Origin of the sequence: Paenibacillus wynnii (assembly GCF_000757885.1) — a bacterium.
Lineage (GTDB): Bacteria > Bacillota > Bacilli > Paenibacillales > Paenibacillaceae > Paenibacillus_AQ > Paenibacillus_AQ wynnii.
This window is the reverse complement of the sequence record NZ_JQCR01000002.1, coordinates 1,960,523-1,978,401: the sequence shown is the minus strand read 5'-3', so window position 1 is coordinate 1,978,401 and position 17,879 is coordinate 1,960,523. Positions and strand designations below refer to the sequence as shown.

General features: G+C 48.1%; 15 protein-coding genes. All 15 read left to right on the top strand.

Going from position 1 to position 17,879, the window contains the following annotated elements:
- Positions 1 to 23 precede the first annotated feature (23 nt).
- The 15 genes from mfd (at position 24) to PWYN_RS11335 (ending at position 17,868) form a co-directional block, all read left to right on the top strand.
- Positions 24 to 3,548 carry a transcription-repair coupling factor gene (gene mfd / locus PWYN_RS11405; protein ID WP_036651595.1) on the top strand — a complete coding sequence of 1,175 codons (3,525 nt, stop codon included), beginning with the start codon at positions 24 to 26 and terminating at the stop codon, positions 3,546 to 3,548.
- Positions 3,535 to 4,581, top strand: a complete 1,047-nt coding sequence (locus PWYN_RS11400; RefSeq protein ID WP_036651592.1) for a peptidylprolyl isomerase — start codon at positions 3,535 to 3,537, stop codon at positions 4,579 to 4,581. Before mfd ends, PWYN_RS11400 begins: the two co-directional genes overlap by 14 nt.
- 248 nt (positions 4,582 to 4,829) lie before the next feature.
- Positions 4,830 to 5,372 (top strand): stage V sporulation protein T, encoded by a 543-nt coding sequence (gene spoVT, locus PWYN_RS11395; RefSeq protein ID WP_036653712.1) that lies wholly within the window; start codon positions 4,830 to 4,832, stop codon positions 5,370 to 5,372.
- Positions 5,373 to 5,505: 133 nt separating this feature from the next.
- Positions 5,506 to 7,122 (top strand): putative polysaccharide biosynthesis protein, encoded by a 1,617-nt coding sequence (locus PWYN_RS11390; protein ID WP_036651590.1) that lies wholly within the window; start codon positions 5,506 to 5,508, stop codon positions 7,120 to 7,122.
- Between the two features lie 88 nt (positions 7,123 to 7,210).
- Positions 7,211 to 8,707, top strand: coding sequence for a bifunctional methyltransferase/pyrophosphohydrolase YabN (gene yabN, locus PWYN_RS11385; RefSeq protein WP_036651587.1), 1,497 nt, complete (start codon positions 7,211 to 7,213; stop codon positions 8,705 to 8,707).
- 526 nt (positions 8,708 to 9,233) lie between these two features.
- A complete protein-coding gene (locus PWYN_RS11380) occupies positions 9,234 to 10,082 on the top strand; it encodes a phosphoenolpyruvate carboxykinase (ATP) (protein ID WP_240479716.1) in 849 nt (282 codons plus the stop codon).
- A 265-nt stretch (positions 10,083 to 10,347) separates the two neighbouring features.
- Positions 10,348 to 10,620: an HU family DNA-binding protein gene (locus tag PWYN_RS11375; RefSeq protein ID WP_036651582.1), complete on the top strand. Its 273-nt coding sequence runs from the start codon at positions 10,348 to 10,350 to the stop codon at positions 10,618 to 10,620.
- Positions 10,620 to 10,898, top strand: coding sequence for an RNA-binding S4 domain-containing protein (locus PWYN_RS11370; protein WP_036651580.1), 279 nt, complete (start codon positions 10,620 to 10,622; stop codon positions 10,896 to 10,898). The genes PWYN_RS11375 and PWYN_RS11370 overlap by 1 nt, the downstream gene beginning before the upstream one ends.
- Positions 10,899 to 11,154: 256 nt before the next feature.
- Positions 11,155 to 11,439 carry a sporulation protein YabP gene (yabP, locus tag PWYN_RS11365; protein ID WP_036651577.1) on the top strand — a complete coding sequence of 95 codons (285 nt, stop codon included), beginning with the start codon at positions 11,155 to 11,157 and terminating at the stop codon, positions 11,437 to 11,439.
- Positions 11,436 to 11,999, top strand: a complete 564-nt coding sequence (yabQ, locus tag PWYN_RS11360) for a spore cortex biosynthesis protein YabQ (protein ID WP_036651576.1) — start codon at positions 11,436 to 11,438, stop codon at positions 11,997 to 11,999. Before yabP ends, yabQ begins: the two co-directional genes overlap by 4 nt.
- A 21-nt stretch (positions 12,000 to 12,020) precedes the next feature.
- Positions 12,021 to 12,353, top strand: coding sequence for an FtsB family cell division protein (locus PWYN_RS11355; protein WP_036651574.1), 333 nt, complete (start codon positions 12,021 to 12,023; stop codon positions 12,351 to 12,353).
- Between the two features lie 125 nt (positions 12,354 to 12,478).
- A complete protein-coding gene (locus PWYN_RS11350; RefSeq protein WP_036651573.1) occupies positions 12,479 to 13,015 on the top strand; it encodes a S1 domain-containing RNA-binding protein in 537 nt (178 codons plus the stop codon).
- Positions 13,016 to 13,361: 346 nt separating this feature from the next.
- Positions 13,362 to 15,869 carry a stage II sporulation protein E gene (spoIIE, locus tag PWYN_RS11345; protein WP_036651571.1) on the top strand — a complete coding sequence of 836 codons (2,508 nt, stop codon included), beginning with the start codon at positions 13,362 to 13,364 and terminating at the stop codon, positions 15,867 to 15,869.
- 324 nt (positions 15,870 to 16,193) lie between these two features.
- Complete coding sequence (locus PWYN_RS11340) at positions 16,194 to 16,940, top strand: vWA domain-containing protein (RefSeq protein WP_036651569.1); 747 nt, start codon at positions 16,194 to 16,196, stop codon at positions 16,938 to 16,940.
- Complete coding sequence (locus PWYN_RS11335) at positions 16,930 to 17,868, top strand: serine/threonine protein kinase (RefSeq protein WP_036653710.1); 939 nt, start codon at positions 16,930 to 16,932, stop codon at positions 17,866 to 17,868. The genes PWYN_RS11340 and PWYN_RS11335 overlap by 11 nt, the downstream gene beginning before the upstream one ends.
- The last annotated feature ends 11 nt before the right edge of the window (positions 17,869 to 17,879 follow it).

Here is a 17,879-nt window from a genome sequence, read left to right as displayed (position 1 = left end):
GTCCAGTAAGAGAGGTGCGCCTTTTGTTGCAAGGTCTTATAGAAGCTTTTTCCAAAGACCCCGATTTTCAATCCGTCACCCGGGGTGTTGCTGCAGGAATGAAAGAACAGCTGATATCGGGCTTGTCCGGCTCCGCGAGGCAGATTATGCTTGCGGCTCTGCACGAGGAGACTTCCCGACCGCTGCTCATAGTCACACATAATATGTTTTCAGCCCAGAAAATGGCTGAAGACCTACAGGAAGCGCTTTCTGCGGATCGGGTACTGCTCTATCCTGCCAATGAACTTGTTGCTGCCGAAGCAGCTGTCTCCAGTCCGGAGACGCTGGCACAGCGTATTGATGTTCTGACCAAATGCGCACAAGGCTTCCGTGGAATTGTTGTAGTCCCGTATTCTGGGGTTCGAAGATTGCTACCTTCACCCGAGATTATGGCTCAAGCTCAGATTATAGTCTCTCAAGACGGGACACTGGTTCTGGAAGATTTCCTAACCTCTATGATCGAGATGGGTTATGAACGGGTAGAACGTGTAGAGAACCGCGGAGAATTGAGTGTGCGCGGTGGAATTATTGACTTTTTCCCTATGACTTCTCCACTGGCGTACCGGGTGGAGCTGTTCGACGATGAGGTCGATTCCATTCGAACCTTTGACCCTGCGGATCAGCGCTCCATTGACAAAGTCCGCAGCGTAAAAATTACACCCTCGAAGGAAATTATCGCGGAGAAGTCCCGCCAAGAGAATGCGGCTTCAGAAGCAGCAGCCATCCTTGAGCGTCAACTGGAGAAAATGACAGACCGCCAGGCAAAGCTTCGTTTGCGTGAAGAACTGGGACGAGAGCTTGAGATGCTGAGGGAAGGAACTTATTTCCCGGAAATCTACAAATACATTTCTTTGCTTTACCCTGAGCGCACTCATTTGTACGATTACATGGTGGAGGACACCATACTTGTTCTAGACGAGCCTGCACGGTTGCTCGAAACCGCGAAGCAGCTTGAGCGTGATGAGTCGGAATGGAATCTTCATCTTCTGCAAAACGGCAAGATGCTTCCAGAGCTTCCTTTGTCCGTTGAGAGTGATGTAGTGATGTATAAACGCCCATTCCAGAGCCTTTTTATGTCTATCTTTTTAAGACAGGTCCCACATATTCAGCCTCAGAACATTCTGGGCTTTATTAGTCGCGGCATGCAGGACTTCCATGGTCAAATGAACGTGTTGAAGTCTGAGATGGAGCGTTGGAATAAGTCCGGTGTGCGGGTCATGATGCTTGCTAACGGCGAGGAGCGAATTGAACGAGTTCGTAGAATACTTTACGATTACGGTATTGATGAGCCTACGATTGTTCAGGGAAACCTGGGTTCGGGCTTTGAGATTCCCTCTATTCACCTGGCGGTTATTACCGAAGGCGAGATGTTCTCTCAGAAACAGCGTAAGGCACGTAAAGTGTCCAAAGGTATAGACAACGCTGAGCGCATCAAGAGCTATACAGAGCTGAAGGTTGGGGATTATGTCGTTCATCAAAATCATGGTATAGGCAAGTATATGGGTATCGGGACGCTTGAGGTTAGCGGAATTCATCGTGATTATATGCATATTCTGTATGCTGGGGGCGACAAACTCTCCGTACCTATTGAACAGATTGATCTTATTCAAAAATATGTAGGTTCAGAAGACAGAGAGCCTAAGGTATATAAGCTGGGCGGGAATGAATGGGCTAGAGTTACGAGCAAAGTACGTTCCTCGGTGCAGGATATCGCTGATGATCTTATTAAACTGTACGCGGAACGTCAAAGTGCCATTGGGTATGGTTTCGAGAAGGACACCCAAGAACAGCATGAGTTCGAAGAGATTTTCCCTTATGAGGAAACTCGTGATCAGTTGCGGGCGATTGAAGAAATTAAAAAGGATATGGAACAAAATCGTCCGATGGATCGTCTTCTATGTGGTGACGTTGGTTACGGTAAGACAGAGGTCGCCATCAGAGCGGCATTTAAGTCGGCTATTGAAGGCAAGCAGGTAGCCGTGCTGGTACCGACGACTATTTTAGCTCAGCAGCATTATGAGACTTTCCGTGAGCGCTTTTCCAATTATCCGCTTAACATTCAGGTGCTCAGCCGTTTCCGCAGCCGGAAGGAACAAAATGATACGATTAAAGGAGTCCGGCAAGGAACGGTAGATGTTGTCATTGGAACACACCGTCTGCTATCACAGGATTTGGTATTCAAAGATTTAGGACTGCTTATTGTGGATGAAGAGCAGCGTTTTGGTGTAACGCATAAGGAAAAGCTGAAGAAGCTGAAGACTAATGTCGATGTTCTTACCTTAACGGCCACACCTATTCCGCGTACACTTCATATGTCGATGTTGGGTGTTCGTGATTTGTCTGTTATTGAGACACCCCCAGAGAATCGTTTCCCTGTACAGACCTATGTGGTAGAGCATAGTCAGACACTTACGCGTGAGGCGGTAGAACGTGAATTGGCTCGCGGAGGTCAGGTATACTACCTGTATAACCGTGTTCAGGGGATACAGGAAATGGCGGCGCAGATCTCGATGCTTGTCCCGGAGGCAAGAGTGGGGATTGGCCATGGGCAAATGTCAGAATCGGAGCTTGAGAAAACCATTCTTGATTTCCTGGACGGTGAATATGATGTACTCGTCAGTACAAGCATTATTGAGACGGGTGTAGATATTCCGAATGTAAATACGCTTATTGTCCATGATGCCGATAAAATGGGCTTGTCCCAGCTGTATCAGCTTCGCGGCCGTGTCGGTCGCTCTAACAGGATTGCATATGCCTATTTCACTTATCAACGAGATAAGGTTCTGACAGAAGTGGCAGAAAAACGTCTCCAGTCCATCAAGGAATTTACGGAACTCGGATCCGGTTTCAAAATTGCGATGCGTGATCTCTCCATCCGCGGAGCAGGAAATCTGCTGGGTGCAGAGCAGCATGGCTTCATTGCCTCTGTCGGATTCGACCTGTATTCACAGATGCTGGCTGAAGAAATACGCAAGCGTAAAGTGACGGTACTGGGTGAGGAAGACACCTCGCTTAAGGAAGGCAACACCGTTATTGATCTGGCGATTGATGCCTATCTTCCGTCCGAGTATATTTACGATAGTATTCAGAAGATTGAGATTTATAAAAAAGTAGCGGCGGTAACCTCATTTGATGAGGCTTCAGAGCTTGCTGATGAGTTGCTAGACCGATTCGGTGAACTGCCGGAGGCCGTTGATAACCTCTTGTCTGTGGCTCGGCTGAAGGTATACGGCAAAATGTACGGGATTGATTCCATAGTTAGACGCGGGGAAGAGGTTTCCCTGAATTTTCATGAGGGGCGTACCGGGGCTTTTGATACCGCCAAGCTTGCTAAAGTTGGAAATCGATTCGAAAGACGTGTACAATTTGATAGGGACGCGAAAGCAGCGATCCGGGTAAAATCTAAAGGGCTTGAGGATAAGGAGCTGCTTGGCTTACTAGAACAATTTCTAGAAGAAGTCAAACAGTCTTTAAAATCGAAGGGAGAACTACACAATGTCATTAAATAATCAAAAATCATGGAAATTGCTGCTGGTGTCACTGGCTGCTGCAGTATCCTTTTCCATGCTGTCTGCTTGCAACAACAACAATAATAACGTTTCCGATGATACTAGTAAGGCGGTAGCTAGCTATAAAGGCGGAACGATTACTGAGAATGAATTCGCTCTGGATCAACGGATTATGAAAGTTCTTTCACCTGAACAGGCGCAATATTTGGAGATTGATGAGTTTAAGGAATCTATTTTGCGTCAGGAGATTGCCTTCGAATATCTGGCGGGCAAGGCGTCGGATACCGCGAAGAAAGAGGCTGAGAAGGAAGCAGATGTACAGATTGCTAACTTTAAAAAGGGTATGGGTGATACCTTCGATAGCACATTGAAGGAGCAGGACCTTAAGGAAAAAGACATTCGAACTTACATGGTCCGTGTACTTTCTGTTTATCAAGATATGCTGGGCAAAGTAACCGACGATGAAGTCAAAAAGCAATTTGAAGCCACAAAGGGTGATTTCACAGTTGCCACCCTTCGTCACGTTCTGATCGGGTTCACGGATGCTAATGAAAAAGAACGTACGGACGAAGAAACACTTAAGCTTATCAAGGAAGTAAAGACTCAATTGGATGGTGGAGCAGATTTTGCCCAAATCGCCAAGAAATACTCTGAGGATCCAGGCTCTAAGGATGCGGGTGGAGAAATTGCGGACAAGCCTCTTGGAACGTATGTAGAGGAATTTAAAAAGGCTGCTCAAACCCTGCCCCTTAACACCATTAGTGATCCAGTAAAAACTTCGTACGGTTACCACATTATTAAAGTGGAATCACGGACAGAGAAAACCTTTGACCAACTAACGGATGATGAGAAGGAAGGCGTTAAGGGCTCGATTGCTTCCGCCAATCTGCAGACGTTTATGGAGAAGGGTCTGGAGGATCTTGACGTCAAAATCAACCTGCCGAAGAGCTCTGCCCCTGCAGCGGATGGCGGAACAGAACCTACAACGGCTCCAAGTGCGGAAGCTCCTGCTGCAACGGAAGCTGCTAAATAAATATTGCGGACATCCATTTTTTAAAGATACTGGCATTTTCGTATCATTTAGACACCACCTTCGGGTGGTGTTTTTTTGTGCTTACACGCACTCCGTTGGAGTCCTATTCTAATCAAGTAATGTTATGTATAAGTAATTGGGAACAGATGAATACTAGGGTCAGATATCACGATAAATCACTGGGATCATCCTTCCCATAGAGGCAGTAGTTGGACCATACTTCTTATGAAAGCGGGGCAACATGTGAAATGAAAGCTACTGGAATTGTACGCCGTATAGATGACCTCGGACGAGTAGTTATCCCTAAAGAAATTAGACGAACCCTTAGAATTCGTGAGGGTGATCCACTGGAAATTTTCGTAGACCGTGACGGTGAAGTTATACTGAAGAAGTACTCTCCGATTGGCGAGCTTGGAGATTTTGCCAAGGAATATGCAGAGTCGCTATTTGAAGGTATCGGACATATAACCATGATTTCGGACCGGGATACGTTCATTGCTTTAGCGGGCGGATCTAAAAAGGATTATTTGGATAAGCAGGTAGGGATCTTATTGGAAAACTGTATGGATAGCCGGAAAACGGTGTTGGAAACGAACAGTGGAAGTTATGAGATTTGTAAGGATCATCCGGATACTATGTCTTCTTATGTAGCCGCACCGATTATCTCCGGCGGTGACCCTATTGGCTCTGTAGTATTGATGAATAAGGATGAGGCCGTAAAAATGTCCCAGATGGAAATTAAAATGGCTGAAACTGCTGCCGCTTTTCTAGGCAAACAAATGGAGCAGTAATACCTTCTGTACAATGTGCCCCGCTTATCTTTGGACTTATGATCCAGAGAGGAAGCGGGACTTTTGTTGTCTGGGGCCTTTACGGTATAATATAGAAATTCATTCTATTATAGCCCTAGAAGCAGGTATATTTATGAAACCTTCAACACCAGGCTCCAAACTGCTGCAAGGCGCATTTATTCTTAGTGCGGCAGCCATTATTTCGAAGCTGATTGGAACACTCCAAAAAATTCCGCTGCAAAACTTGGGCGGTGATGGCGTGTTCGGAATTTATAACACCGTATATCCGCTTTATACATTACTTGTAACAATAGCCATGCTTGGCTTGCCGGCAGCTGTTTCCAAGTTTGTAGCAGAAGCGGCAGTGGGCGAACGTCAGGACGCCGCTCGACGAATTTTAGTGCGGTCTGCGGTCCTGACCGGGGTTAGCGGCTTAGTGATAGGTGTCGCCACCTACACGGGAGCCCCATATATTGCCGGCTGGGTCGGTAACTCCCGTATTACTGCCGCACTGCGTACTGCCGCATGGGGACTGCTCTTTGTCCCGGTAATGTCTGCACTGCGCGGATATTTTCAAGGACTACATAATATGGTGCCGACAGCGGTGTCACAAATTGTAGAGCAGTCCGTACGTGTTGCTGTCATGATCACTCTACTGTTGTATTTAAGTTCAGGAAGAGCCGGTGCAGAGACTATCGCTGCGGGTGCTATGCTCGGCTCAGCCGGTGGCGGTGCTGCTGGGCTCATTATCATGCTGCTCTATTGGCGGCGTCATCGAAGTCGTTCGGTATCTATAAAGGCTCCTGCCGAAAAACCGGCGGCCATCCATACCCGACGTCTGTTGTCTTACGGAGTCCCTGTAATGCTGGGAGCCCTTGCTATACCTCTTATTGGACTGGTGGATGTGTTCACACTGCCCCGCCTGCTGTCTGCGAGTGCAACCGAAAGTGGTGCGATGGTACAGTTTGGCGTATATAACCGCGGCTTACCCCTTGTGCAGATTGTAACGATGCTGGCTACGACGCTATCGGTGGTTTTTATCCCGGCACTGGCAGAGGCTAATTACAGGGGAGATACTAAGCTGATAGAAGTACGCTGTCAGCAATCTCTTCACTGGTTCTGGCTGCTGGGTCTCGCAGCCTCGGCTGGCTTAGCGGTGCTTGCTGAGCCGATCAACGTGGCCTTGTACGGCAATGCTGCCGGCACCGTCACTATGACCTGGATCGCGTTCACAGCCGCCGGCGGCACGATCAGTATCATTTCTGCCGCGCTGCTGCAGGGCTTGGGGCATGTGCGCGCGCCGGCGCTGCACCTGCTGGCCGCCGCGCTGCTGAAGGCGGCTCTCAACCTGCTGCTCGTCCCGCAGCTGGGCATTACCGGCGCGGCCATCGCTGGTGTGGCCGCGCATCTCTTCGCAGCAGCCCTCAACGTGCTGCTGCTGCACCGTAAAGCCCATCTGCGGCTTCGCCTCGCAGATGTCTTGGCCAAGCCCGCGCTGCTGGTCGCGGGCTTAGGCTTGGCCGCCGCCGCTGTCAGCTGGGGCGCTGACGCTGGCTTGGCAGCAGCCGGCCTGGCCGGCGGACGCGCCGCAAGCCTGGCGCAGAGCCTGCTCGGCGTGAGCGCGGGCTGCGCCGTCTTTGCCGTAGGCGCTATCGCCCTGCGGATGCTCAGCGAGGATGAGCTGCGGGGGCTGCCGGGCATCGGCCCCTCCTTGGCGAAGCTAATGAAGAAACTTCGCCTCTTCCCCTAAGGGTGGGAACAACTTAGCTTCACATTAGCACCTATAACAAGCCCCGCGGTCTTACTAGGGTAGAGGCGGGCAGAGAAGAGGAACAGGCATGAGTGCAACATTAACCGTTGTGGGTCTTGGTTCGGGTAATCCGGACAGGCTGACATTAGGAATAGTTAAAAAGCTGAAGGAGGCCTCCGTAGTTTATGTCCGTACGAAGGAGCATCCGGTTATGGCGGCTCTTACGGAGCTTGGAATCGCCTCAGAATCCTTCGATGGATTGTATGAGACGTTGTCCTCTTTCCCGGAGGTGTATGAAGCCATTACCTCAAGACTGATTGAGGAGGCTCGTACGGCAGAAGATGGAACGCAGATCGTGTATGCTGTTCCGGGACACCCGATGGTCGCGGAATCTGCGGTCTCATTACTCCGAAAGCGTTGTCCTTCAGCGGGAATAACCTTACATGTACTGGGTGGAGAAAGCTTTCTGGACGAAGCCTTTGTGCGTTTGGGCTTTGACCCGATCGAAGGCTTCCAACTGCTGGACGCGTCCGGTATTCGCAGATCCCAACTACAGCCTGAGCTTCACACGTTGATTGGTCAGGTTTATGATACCTTTACGGCCTCAGAGACCAAGCTGTGCCTGATGGAGCTGTATCCGGCGGATTACGAGGTAGTTGTCGGACATGCTCTTGGTGTGGAGAACGAAGAGAGCATCCAGACCGTCCCCTTATATGAATTGGATCGTCTGGAGGGCTATGGCAATCTGTCTCTTATTTATATCCCGGCCAACCGTGAGGGGGATATCCGGAAGCGCACCTTCTCCCGTCTGCATGAGATTGTTGGAATTTTGCGCAGCCCGGAAGGTTGTCCGTGGGATCAGGAGCAGACTCATGAGTCTTTGCGCAAGAACCTGATTGAGGAAACCTATGAGGTGCTGGAAACCATAGATGAAGATGACCCGGAGCACATGAAGGAGGAGCTGGGCGATCTTCTGCTACAGATCATGCTTCATTCCCAAATGGAAGAGGAGCTTGGAACCTTCGATGTGTTTGATGTAATTCAGGGGTTGAATGACAAGCTGATCTTCCGCCATCCGCATGTCTTTGGGGATACCAATGCAGGGAACGCTGAAGAAGCGCTGCAGAACTGGGAGGGCATGAAGGCAGAGGAGAAGCGCCGTAAAGGTGTGAAGCCTGAGACTCAATCGGCTCTCAGCGGTATTCCGCGTGATCTGCCCGCGCTCATGAAGGCTTATAAACTTCAGAAGAAGGCATCTAAGGTTGGTTTTGACTGGGATAACATTACGGATGTGATTGCCAAGATTCGTGAGGAAATAGATGAACTGCAGGAAGCAATTGATGCAGGCGCACCGGCTGAGGAGCAAATTTCGGAGCTGGGTGATCTATTATTTGCCGCAACAAATGCTGCAAGGTTCATCGGAGCCGATCCGGAAGAAGCCTTAACACGCACTAACCGCAAGTTTGTGGAGCGGTTTGAGTATATTGAGCAAAGCCTTAAGGATAAGGGTGTCAGTCTCGAAGAGAGCAATCTTGAGGAGATGGAAGCATTGTGGCAGGAAGCTAAGCATAAAGAACGGGCTTAACAGCCAGTTATTCATATACAACAGAAGGCAGCCGAAAGGCTGTTTTTTTGATTTCTGTTTCTACTTAAATTACCGCTACTTACCATGATTTACAAACTGGTATATTATAATCTAGATCCAGATAATAGAAAAAATTCATTTTTTTATTTTAAATTTTAACAAGTTATAGCTTGTAACTCGGGACCAGAATGGTTATCCATGCGAACCATGGCTGCTTAGCTCCATCAAGCATGCAGAAACGCTTGGTAGCATTATTACGAATGGTAATACGTTGTGAAGCCGAGTCAGGAAAAGGAAGGGGGATTGCTGTGGACGGTTATAACCAGAATCAATTGTATACTTTGAGTTCCTGCATTCCAAAATAACACTTTGCATTGAGCCTCAAATCTCGTTTTCAGCCATATTCGATTTCTTTTCAAGTCATTTTACGTTAACAGAAGGACTGGAAGGGGATGCTGTTGCCAATATTACGATTACTCAAAATCAGTCGCTGGTGAATGATGTCGATTTCTCATCGGGAGAAGAGATGTATTTGCGCATGAGCGCTTCCGAATTTTTTACAATTCCGGGCATAAGGGTTAATAAAGACGGAAAGGAATTCATTTTTTGTACAAAATCCCAGACCATTCTTGTCTTTGACAGACAGAAGAGAGACATCCTGATATGCACGCAGGAAGTAGATGTCCGGCATGAGGAGTTAGTATACATCGAACTTATCAGGGACCTCATATTAAAAAACGAAGAGAATCACGGCGTTACAGTTCTCCATGCCGCATGCGCGTACAAAAATGACCAGGCTACTTTAATTATCGGGCCTAAAGGTGCGGGCAAGTCAACGATGCTTCTGGAACTGGTCAGCAATAATGGCTATTTATTTATGAGCGGGGATAAAACGTTCCTTTGGGCAGAGCAGGGAAAGATTATGGCATCGGGGTGGCCTGACTATCCGCATCTGGGGCTGGGTACACTTTCGAAGCATCCGGAGCTCGTTTCGGCCTTTCACTTATCAGATCGGATTGCCGCAGCCGAAGACGATCTTTGGTCTACGGATCATAAAATGGCCTTCGATCCAAAATTGTTCAAGAGGATTATTCCACACGCATCGAAGGGAGTAGTATGCAGTGTCGGGCAATTTCTGTATCCCCGCTTATATCCTTCTGAAGTGTGCACTGCAATGCCGATCCATAATGATAAATCTTTGATGGAAGCGCATCTCGAACGTATATTCGGAACTGGTGAGCCATTATGGAACAATTTTATCGAACCCGGTAATGCCTCCGAGCTTGAAGATATGATCTGGCGATGCCTCGATATGGCTTCAGAGATTCCTGCCTTTCAGATTACGGGTTCTAACGGGCTACAACTCAAGCTATGAAATTGTCCCTTCTTGTTAGACTGCTTGATTTAAAGTTGTATTACAGGTTTATAATGTAATAGTGCCTAACTTACATCGGGATAATCTCTGTCCAGCGATCAAGAAATACGTAAATTCTCGTTTTTCTTGTAGAAAATGACGGGTTGTGGCAGGAATATGGATCGGCATCAAGAATATCTTAAAGACGAAATGATGATTAGTGGCAGAACTTGGCTGCAAATTAGCGTTTCATTTATTTTTTGTATCCTGGGAGGAACTTTAAATTATGAACAAGACAGATCTGATCAACAACATTTCCGAGAAAAACGGATTGGCAAAGAAAGATGTAGAAGCCGTATTGAACGGTTTTCTGGGCGAAATTACCGAAGCTTTGGCGGGTGGAGACAAGGTTCAACTGATCGGCTTTGGTACCTTCGAAACTCGTAAACGTGCTGGACGTACAGGCCGCAATCCACAAACGGGCACAACCATTGAAATTCCGGAATCTACAGTACCTGCCTTCAAGGCTGGGAACAAGCTTAAAGAAGCAGTTAACTAATGCGTCTTGATAAATTTCTGAAAGTTTCCCGTTTGATCAAACGCCGTACGGTTGCCAAGGATGTGTCCGAACAAGGCCGGGTGCTGATTAACGGACGGGAATCCAAGCCGAGTAGTGCGGTAAAGATCGGTGACGAGATTACCGTTCAATTCGGTCAGAAGCTGGTAACGGTCAAAGTGGAAAAGCTGGTTGAAACCACCCGCAAGGATGAAGCAGCCGGCATGTATACACTGTTACGGGAAGAGCCGATCGCCAAAAGCACCGGCCTAGACTGGTAATAGTTGACAGCCAGAGATTAAGAGAAGCGTACCTTTACGTTATGTAGAGGTGCGCTTTTTTAAAATATATATTTCTACGAGAAACGGATGGCTGAAAGCGATACGGAGTATCGTTGCTTCAGAAGCATAGGCTCCCATTAAGGACGGCAAAGCCGTTTCTTCTTGATTCCCCTCTATATCAGGTATTCTTCTACTCTTGTGTTCTAATGGAATCCCTTCTTGCATAGATTAGGACTAGGGAGGAGGGGTACATGCTATGATCGAACCGATTAAAGTCAACAAGCAGCATGATCTTCATATGCACAGCCGCAAGCAGTTGGAACTCACCGGGATTCAAAATGTAGAGAGCTTCGATAGTGAGGAGTTTTTGTTGCAGACCGAGCTTGGCCATCTTACCATCCGTGGAACCCATTTACATATCAAAAACTTAAGTCTGGAGAATGGAATTCTGTCTCTGGAGGGGAATGTTCACTCGTTAGTTTATCTCGATCCCGGTACACAGGGTAAAAATAAAGGCTTCCTCGGGAAGCTGTTCAAATGAACCCGGTTGTTCAGTGGGTAACGCTGCTGTATATGCTGCTGGCGGGCAGTGTGATGGGACTGGCTTATGACAGCTACCGGGTGATTTCCGTTAAGCTGCATTTTTCCAAAGGGTTAAATGCCGCACTCGATCTGCTTTATTGGATGGCAGCTGCGCTTTTTGTATTCCGGATGCTATATGCCGGCAACCAGGGCCAACTGCGGTTCTATGCCTTCCTGGGTTTGTTTCTAGGAGTATGGATCTATTTTTTGATCTTCAGTGTTACGGTACGGCGTTTTGTGGTAATGTTAATTCAATCGGTTCAATATGTATGTAGTTTGGTATGGCGGTTGATTGTAATCGTTATCGGACTACCGCTGCTATGGCTTTGGAATCTTTTTGTAGGAATTCTTCGCCTGCTGGGTCGGATGTTTCTGTCTGTACTCAAAATACTGCGGTGGCTGACTAAGCCATTATGGGTGTTGCCTGCAAGATGGATTTCTGCATGGCTGCTCTGGCTGAAAGCAAGATCCTGGGTTGTGAAAGGTTCTAAATGGTTAACCAAAATATGGAGACGCTGACCTTGAAGTGGAGGGGCTAAGATGAGTAGATTCTCTACCGAAGAGAAGAATAATTACATAAAGTCTTCGGCCGCTGGAACCAAGAGGCGGAAGTTCATATGGATTCTTTTTGTAGCTGTGTTTTTGGGTTGGGCAGGATTTACTTTCTTTGCTCAGAGTGCGCTTATTGCGGACAAGAAGGACGAGCTGGCAAAAAAGCAGGCGACCAATGAGAATGTTTCTAAATCCTTGCTGCAGCTGAAATATGAAGTATCGAGGTTGAATGATACCGAGTATATAGGCCAGTTAGCGCGTAAATGGTATAATATTTATCCTAAAGGCGAAACGCCAATTCGAACGGAACAATCAGAGTAAATAAGGGGCTAAAAGACGTACCAATCTGTTGCCTTGCTATGCTCTATACTGTATAATCAAATCACCGCAGACTATATGAACATTATATTCGTCTGTATATTTTTAAGGGAGGATCATTTTATTCTATGGCAATTGAAGTGGGCACCAAGTTAGAAGGCAAAGTGACAGGCATCACGCATTTCGGAGCATTTGTGGATCTGTCAGGAGGTGTCACAGGACTCGTTCACATCTCGGAAATCGCCGATAATTACGTTAAGGATGTTAATGATCATCTGAAGATTAGTGATGTCGTAACAGTCAAGGTGATCAACGTTGACAAGGACGGTAAGATCGGACTTTCCATTAAGCAGGCTGTTGACAAGCCCGCGTCAGAAGTACGTCCCCCTAGAGCTCCAAGACCAGATCGTCCAAGCGGTGGAGACCGTTTTGGTGGCGGTGGTCGTGAAGGTGGCGGCGGTGGCGGTGGCGGTGGCGGTCGTGAAGGCGGCGGCGGCGGTGGATTTAATCGTGAACGGGGAGGGCGTGCATTTAAGCCTGCAGCCGGTAAACCTTCATTCGAGGATAAAATGTCACGCTTCCTGAAAGACAGTGAAGAACGGATATCTTCGATTAAGAAGAACACGGAAGGTAAGCGTGGAGGCCGTGGCGCCAAACGCGATTAAACCTAATCTAGCACATCATAAATAACCGCTGGGGCTTTTGGCCTCATGCGGTTTTTTTGTCTATTCATATTTTTTTGCCGACAGCATCCTGTGTATTTTCACATAACATTGGGGCAATCGCTGACGAATGGGTACACCGTGAGCAGTCGTTCATTAACGGCTAATCGCTCTCGAAGCAGTTCAACCAACTGCCCCGCAAGGGTTAAGAAGCCTTTCCCGAGAGATGTCGGCGAAGGCTTTTTTGTCGGAAATTTATTCCTACTTCCCCTCCTGTTTTGACAAACTTTAGCAAACCAACCGCTATATAATGGGAAACATAAATTCCAAACGGGTGGTGCTTAGGGGAATGAACAAAAGCAATGTGGTTAATTTACCGGAGTGGACAAGAGTAGCAAGCGGAGATGAGGAAGTGAAAAAAACCTTTGGGGAGCGTATTAAAGGCTGGAGCCAAAGACAGCACATGCTTCAGATTATCGCCTCAAAGAAATGGATGCTGCTGCTTACTGTTATGGGTTTCTTTCTTGGTCGAGCGATGATATTGGACGAGCTGTCGCCGTTTGCTGCAGCCTATTTTGCCATCATTGTCTTTATGCGCAGAGACTCCGTATTGCCGGTGGCTGTTGCCATCATTGCAGGAAGTCTTTTTACTCCATTCCCTGGAGGGTTGGTTATTGCAGCTGAACTTATCATTTTTATTCTGCTCTATAAAGGGTTGGAGAGCTTCCAACGGATAGATCTCTCTTACGCACCGATGATGGTGTTTGTGGCTTCGTTTATGGTAGGTCTATTCCAGACGGTAATCGGTCCTTCTCTATCGTGGTATCCTCTCCTGATGATGACGCTGGATTCTCTTCTCGGCTTTGTGCTTACCCTAGTATTTTTACAGGCGCTTCCACTGCTTACGTATCGGCAGAAGAGCCGGGTGCTGCGAAATGAGGAGATTCTTTGTTTAATTATTCTACTGGCATCTGTTATGACCGGACTTGTAGGCTGGACGGTAAACGGCCTTTCACTGGAGCATATATTATCCCGCTATCTGATCCTGCTGTTTGCCATGGCTGGCGGTGCCCCGCTGGGAGCCTCTGTCGGTGTGATAACTGGACTCATTCTAAGTTTGGCTGATATAAGTGCAATTTATCAAATGAGTCTCCTGGCCTTTTCAGGGATGCTGGCGGGTATGATGCAGGGAGGGCGGAAAGGTGCTGTATCTATAGGGATGCTGCTGGGGTCAACCATTCTTTCAGTGTATTTCACGGGACCTAGCGATATGATGGCCTCAACGTGGGAGACCTGCGTCGCGGTAGTGCTGTTTTTGCTGACTCCACGGGTTCTCATTTCTACCATTGCGAAATATGTCCCCGGTACGGTCGACCATAGCCGTTCCCAGCATGAATATGCAAGGCGGGTTAGGGATCTGACCGCGGAGCGAGTTACCCAGTTCTCTCAGGTGTTCAAGCAGTTATCGAGCAGCTTCGGCCAGATCCCTCGTGCCGGAGAGGCGGGTAAATCGGATCGGGAGATGGAGCATTTCATGAATGCGGTCACCGAAGAAGCCTGCACGGGCTGTATTCGGCGCTCGCATTGCTGGGATTCAAAGTTCTATCAGACCTATAGATATATGACAGATATGATGACCACTGTAGAGGAGTGCCCGGATATAACGGCAACCAATCTTCCGCCGGAGTGGAGCCGGATTTGCGGCAAGACGGGGGAAGTGCTTGATGTGATGAAGAGTCAATATGGTCTATATCAGCATGATATGCGATGGAAAAGACAAATATACGACAGCCGCCAATTTGTGGCGGAACAACTGTCCGGAGTATCACAGGTCATGGAGGATCTGGCCCGGGAAATCAAGCGCGAAGGTCAGGCCATGTATCGTCAGGAAGGCCAAATTCGCGAGGCTCTGGAGAAGCTGGGGCTTTCCATTCACAGCATAGACATCATAAGCCTGGACCCTGGGCATGTGGAAATTGAAGTAATGCATGCTTATACAAGGGGCTTTGATGAATGCCGAAAAATGATTGCACCGCTCCTATCTGATATTTTAGAGGAGAATATTGCCGTAACGAGTGAAGTTTCCGTCCATCCCCGCGAAGGGTTGTCCATGGTCATCTTCGGGTCTGCTAAGGCTTACGAAGTTAGTACAGGAGTGGCGAGTGCTGCCAAAGGGGGAGACATGCTGTCAGGAGACAGCTTCAGCACGGTGGAGCTTGGTAATGGCACATTTGCCGTCTCTATTAGCGACGGGATGGGCAACGGGGAAAGAGCACGTATGGAGAGCAGTGCAGCACTCGGGATGCTAGAAAAGCTACTGCAGTCGGGTATGGATGAGAAGCTGGCAGTGAAATCAGTGAACTCAATCCTGCTGCTTCGCTCACCGGAGGAATTTTATGCAACCGTAGACATGGCGCTAATTGATCAGTATTCCGCCCAGACTACGTTTATGAAGATTGCTTCGGCTCCAAGCTTTATCAGACGTGGCAGTGAAGTTATCCCTGTATCGGCGAGCAATCTCCCAATAGGGATCATTCAGGACATAGAGGTTGATCTGGTGAGTATGCAGCTGCAGCCCGGTGATATTTTGATTATGATGACCGATGGTATATATGATGCGCCCGGTTATGCCGTTAATAAAGAAATATGGATGAAAAGATTAATCCAGGAACTTGAAGGAAATGATCCACAAGAAATGGCGGATAGCCTGCTTGACAAGGTTATTCGATATCAGGGCAATGACATCCAGGATGACATGACCATAGTAGTTAGCCGGGTGGATCACTTCCGTCCGGAATGGTCTAACCTGCATGTACCGGGTCTTTCACGGATGGAACGGCCTCGTACCGTCAGTTAAAATTTTGTGTACTCCCGTTTCAAAAGCCGCTGACTTAGCGGTCTGATAATAGGTTTGAAATTATAATGTGATAACGTAACGAAGAGAAATACTGGAACTGTAGAAGCGTGAGCGTTCGCCTTTGTCCCCAGATTTCTACCTTGTAAAATTCATTCAGGAAATCTGGGGACAACAGCGATCGCAAGTCCAGTATTTATCGCAGTGGTGGTTATTCACGGATCTATAAATCTTTTATGCTCCCGCTAAGCGGCGTTTGAAATCTCTCATATCTGGAAATGATAGAGATAGAGGATTTCAAAACGAGCCAAGGGGAGTGGATAACGGATGAAGCAAATCTTGCTTATTACTGACGGATGTTCCAATGTCGGCGAGAGTCCGGTAATGGCGGCTGCGCATGCCTTGCAGGAGGGAATCACAGTTAATGTAGTTGGCGTGGTTGATTACGGTACCATCGGTGAGCTTGGAAGCCGGGAAATCGCAGATATCGCTAAGGCAGGTGGCGGACTTAGTCGCATAGTCGGTACACCCCAGCTAGCCCAAACCATGCAGATGATGACGCGCAAGACGGTGGTTCAGACGATCCAGCAAGCGGTTAATAAAGAGGTAAAAAAAATACTGGGTGAAGGCACCTTGGAGGATTTACCCCCGATCCAGCGTTCAAAGGTGGTTACTGTAGTAGATGATCTTACAGAAACTTCAGACCTGCGGATTGCCCTGCTTATTGACGCGAGTGCAAGCATGAAGCCAAAGCTGGGTGCTGTAGAAGATGCTATTCGCGATCTGGCGCTGAGTCTTGAAGCGCGGGAAGGAACCAGTGAGATTGCCGTGTTTCATTTCCCTGGACGCAGCAGTGAAGAGGACGCTGTGCTTGATGCGAATTGGACTTCTGATTTGTCAGGCATCCGCTCGCTGTTCTCCCGTTTACGGATGAGGGGTGCAACGCCGACAGGACCGGCTATTTTCAAGGTGCTTGAACACTATCGTTATGATACACTGAATGAACATCAAGGCCGCTATCTGGCGGAAGGCCAGGGCGAAAGAGAAGGGATGCTTGGTGGGTATGTCGTCTAATCCGCCTTATCCAACCGGTACCGTTATTCAAGGCAAGTGGCGGGGAAACCGTTATCTTGTAGAACGGGTGCTGGGTAAAGGTGCGAACGGAACCGTATATCTAGTGCAGCGAGAAGGAAGACGGGATCGATATGCCCTAAAAATTGGATACGATACGCTTGATTTGCAATCGGAGATCAATGCGCTGACCTCGCTGCAATCATGCAGAAAGCGGAACGAATATCATGCCCGGCGGGAAACGCCGTTATCTTCTTATTTACTGGAAGCGGATGATTTCAGTGATGGCAGCAATGTCCCGTTTTATGTCATGCGCTATATAGAAGGCAGGCCTCTTCATCATTTTCTGTCCAAGCACGGCCCCTCATGGATCGGACTTGTGGGACTTAAATTGCTGGATAAGCTGCGCGGGCTGCATGAGTGTGGCTTTGTATTCGGAGATTTGAAGCCGGAGAATGTCATGGTATCCGATTATGGAGAAGCAGAGCTCATTGATTTTGGCGGGGTAAGTCCCCTCGGTAAAAGTGTGAAGCAGTTTACAGAGTGGCATGATCGTGGTTTCTGGAACGCAGGAAGCCGTACAGCGGATGAAGCTTATGATTTGTTCTCCTTTGCTGTGCTGTGTCTACGCCTGCTGGATGAGGGCGGGTTAAAGACCGCTGCCTCTCAGCTGCCGCAGACTCGAAGCGTGGAGGAATTGCTTAAGCTGACCAGACATCTTCCGAATCGAAAGCTGGCCTCCTGGCTAAACCTTGCATTGCAGAGTGGCTTTTCAGATTCGAAACAAGCATGTGACGTTTGGAAGGAACACGTATATAACTCCAGAGCCGTTAAGCCGACGGGCATGAAGACTCCGCGCTGGCTTAAGAACAGCTTTGCATTTTCGCTCTTTGTACTGGTCTTTACAATTTATTGGGTGATTCGTTTCTAAGAACTCATACA

Excerpts from the sequence above, each read along its gene's own strand:
- PWYN_RS11400 (WP_036651592.1), top strand. The coding sequence starts at position 3,535 with ATGTCATTAAATAATCAAAAATCATGGAAATTGCTGCTGGTGTCACTG.
- spoVT (WP_036653712.1), top strand. The coding sequence starts at position 4,830 with ATGAAAGCTACTGGAATTGTACGCCGTATAGATGACCTCGGACGAGTA.
- PWYN_RS11390 (WP_036651590.1), top strand. The coding sequence starts at position 5,506 with ATGAAACCTTCAACACCAGGCTCCAAACTGCTGCAAGGCGCATTTATT.
- yabN (WP_036651587.1), top strand. The coding sequence starts at position 7,211 with ATGAGTGCAACATTAACCGTTGTGGGTCTTGGTTCGGGTAATCCGGAC.
- PWYN_RS11380 (WP_240479716.1), top strand. The coding sequence starts at position 9,234 with ATGTATTTGCGCATGAGCGCTTCCGAATTTTTTACAATTCCGGGCATA.
- PWYN_RS11375 (WP_036651582.1), top strand. The coding sequence starts at position 10,348 with ATGAACAAGACAGATCTGATCAACAACATTTCCGAGAAAAACGGATTG.
- PWYN_RS11370 (WP_036651580.1), top strand. The coding sequence starts at position 10,620 with ATGCGTCTTGATAAATTTCTGAAAGTTTCCCGTTTGATCAAACGCCGT.
- yabP (WP_036651577.1), top strand. The coding sequence starts at position 11,155 with ATGATCGAACCGATTAAAGTCAACAAGCAGCATGATCTTCATATGCAC.
- yabQ (WP_036651576.1), top strand. The coding sequence starts at position 11,436 with ATGAACCCGGTTGTTCAGTGGGTAACGCTGCTGTATATGCTGCTGGCG.
- PWYN_RS11355 (WP_036651574.1), top strand. The coding sequence starts at position 12,021 with ATGAGTAGATTCTCTACCGAAGAGAAGAATAATTACATAAAGTCTTCG.
- PWYN_RS11350 (WP_036651573.1), top strand. The coding sequence starts at position 12,479 with ATGGCAATTGAAGTGGGCACCAAGTTAGAAGGCAAAGTGACAGGCATC.
- spoIIE (WP_036651571.1), top strand. The coding sequence starts at position 13,362 with ATGAACAAAAGCAATGTGGTTAATTTACCGGAGTGGACAAGAGTAGCA.
- PWYN_RS11340 (WP_036651569.1), top strand. The coding sequence starts at position 16,194 with ATGAAGCAAATCTTGCTTATTACTGACGGATGTTCCAATGTCGGCGAG.
- PWYN_RS11335 (WP_036653710.1), top strand. The coding sequence starts at position 16,930 with ATGTCGTCTAATCCGCCTTATCCAACCGGTACCGTTATTCAAGGCAAG.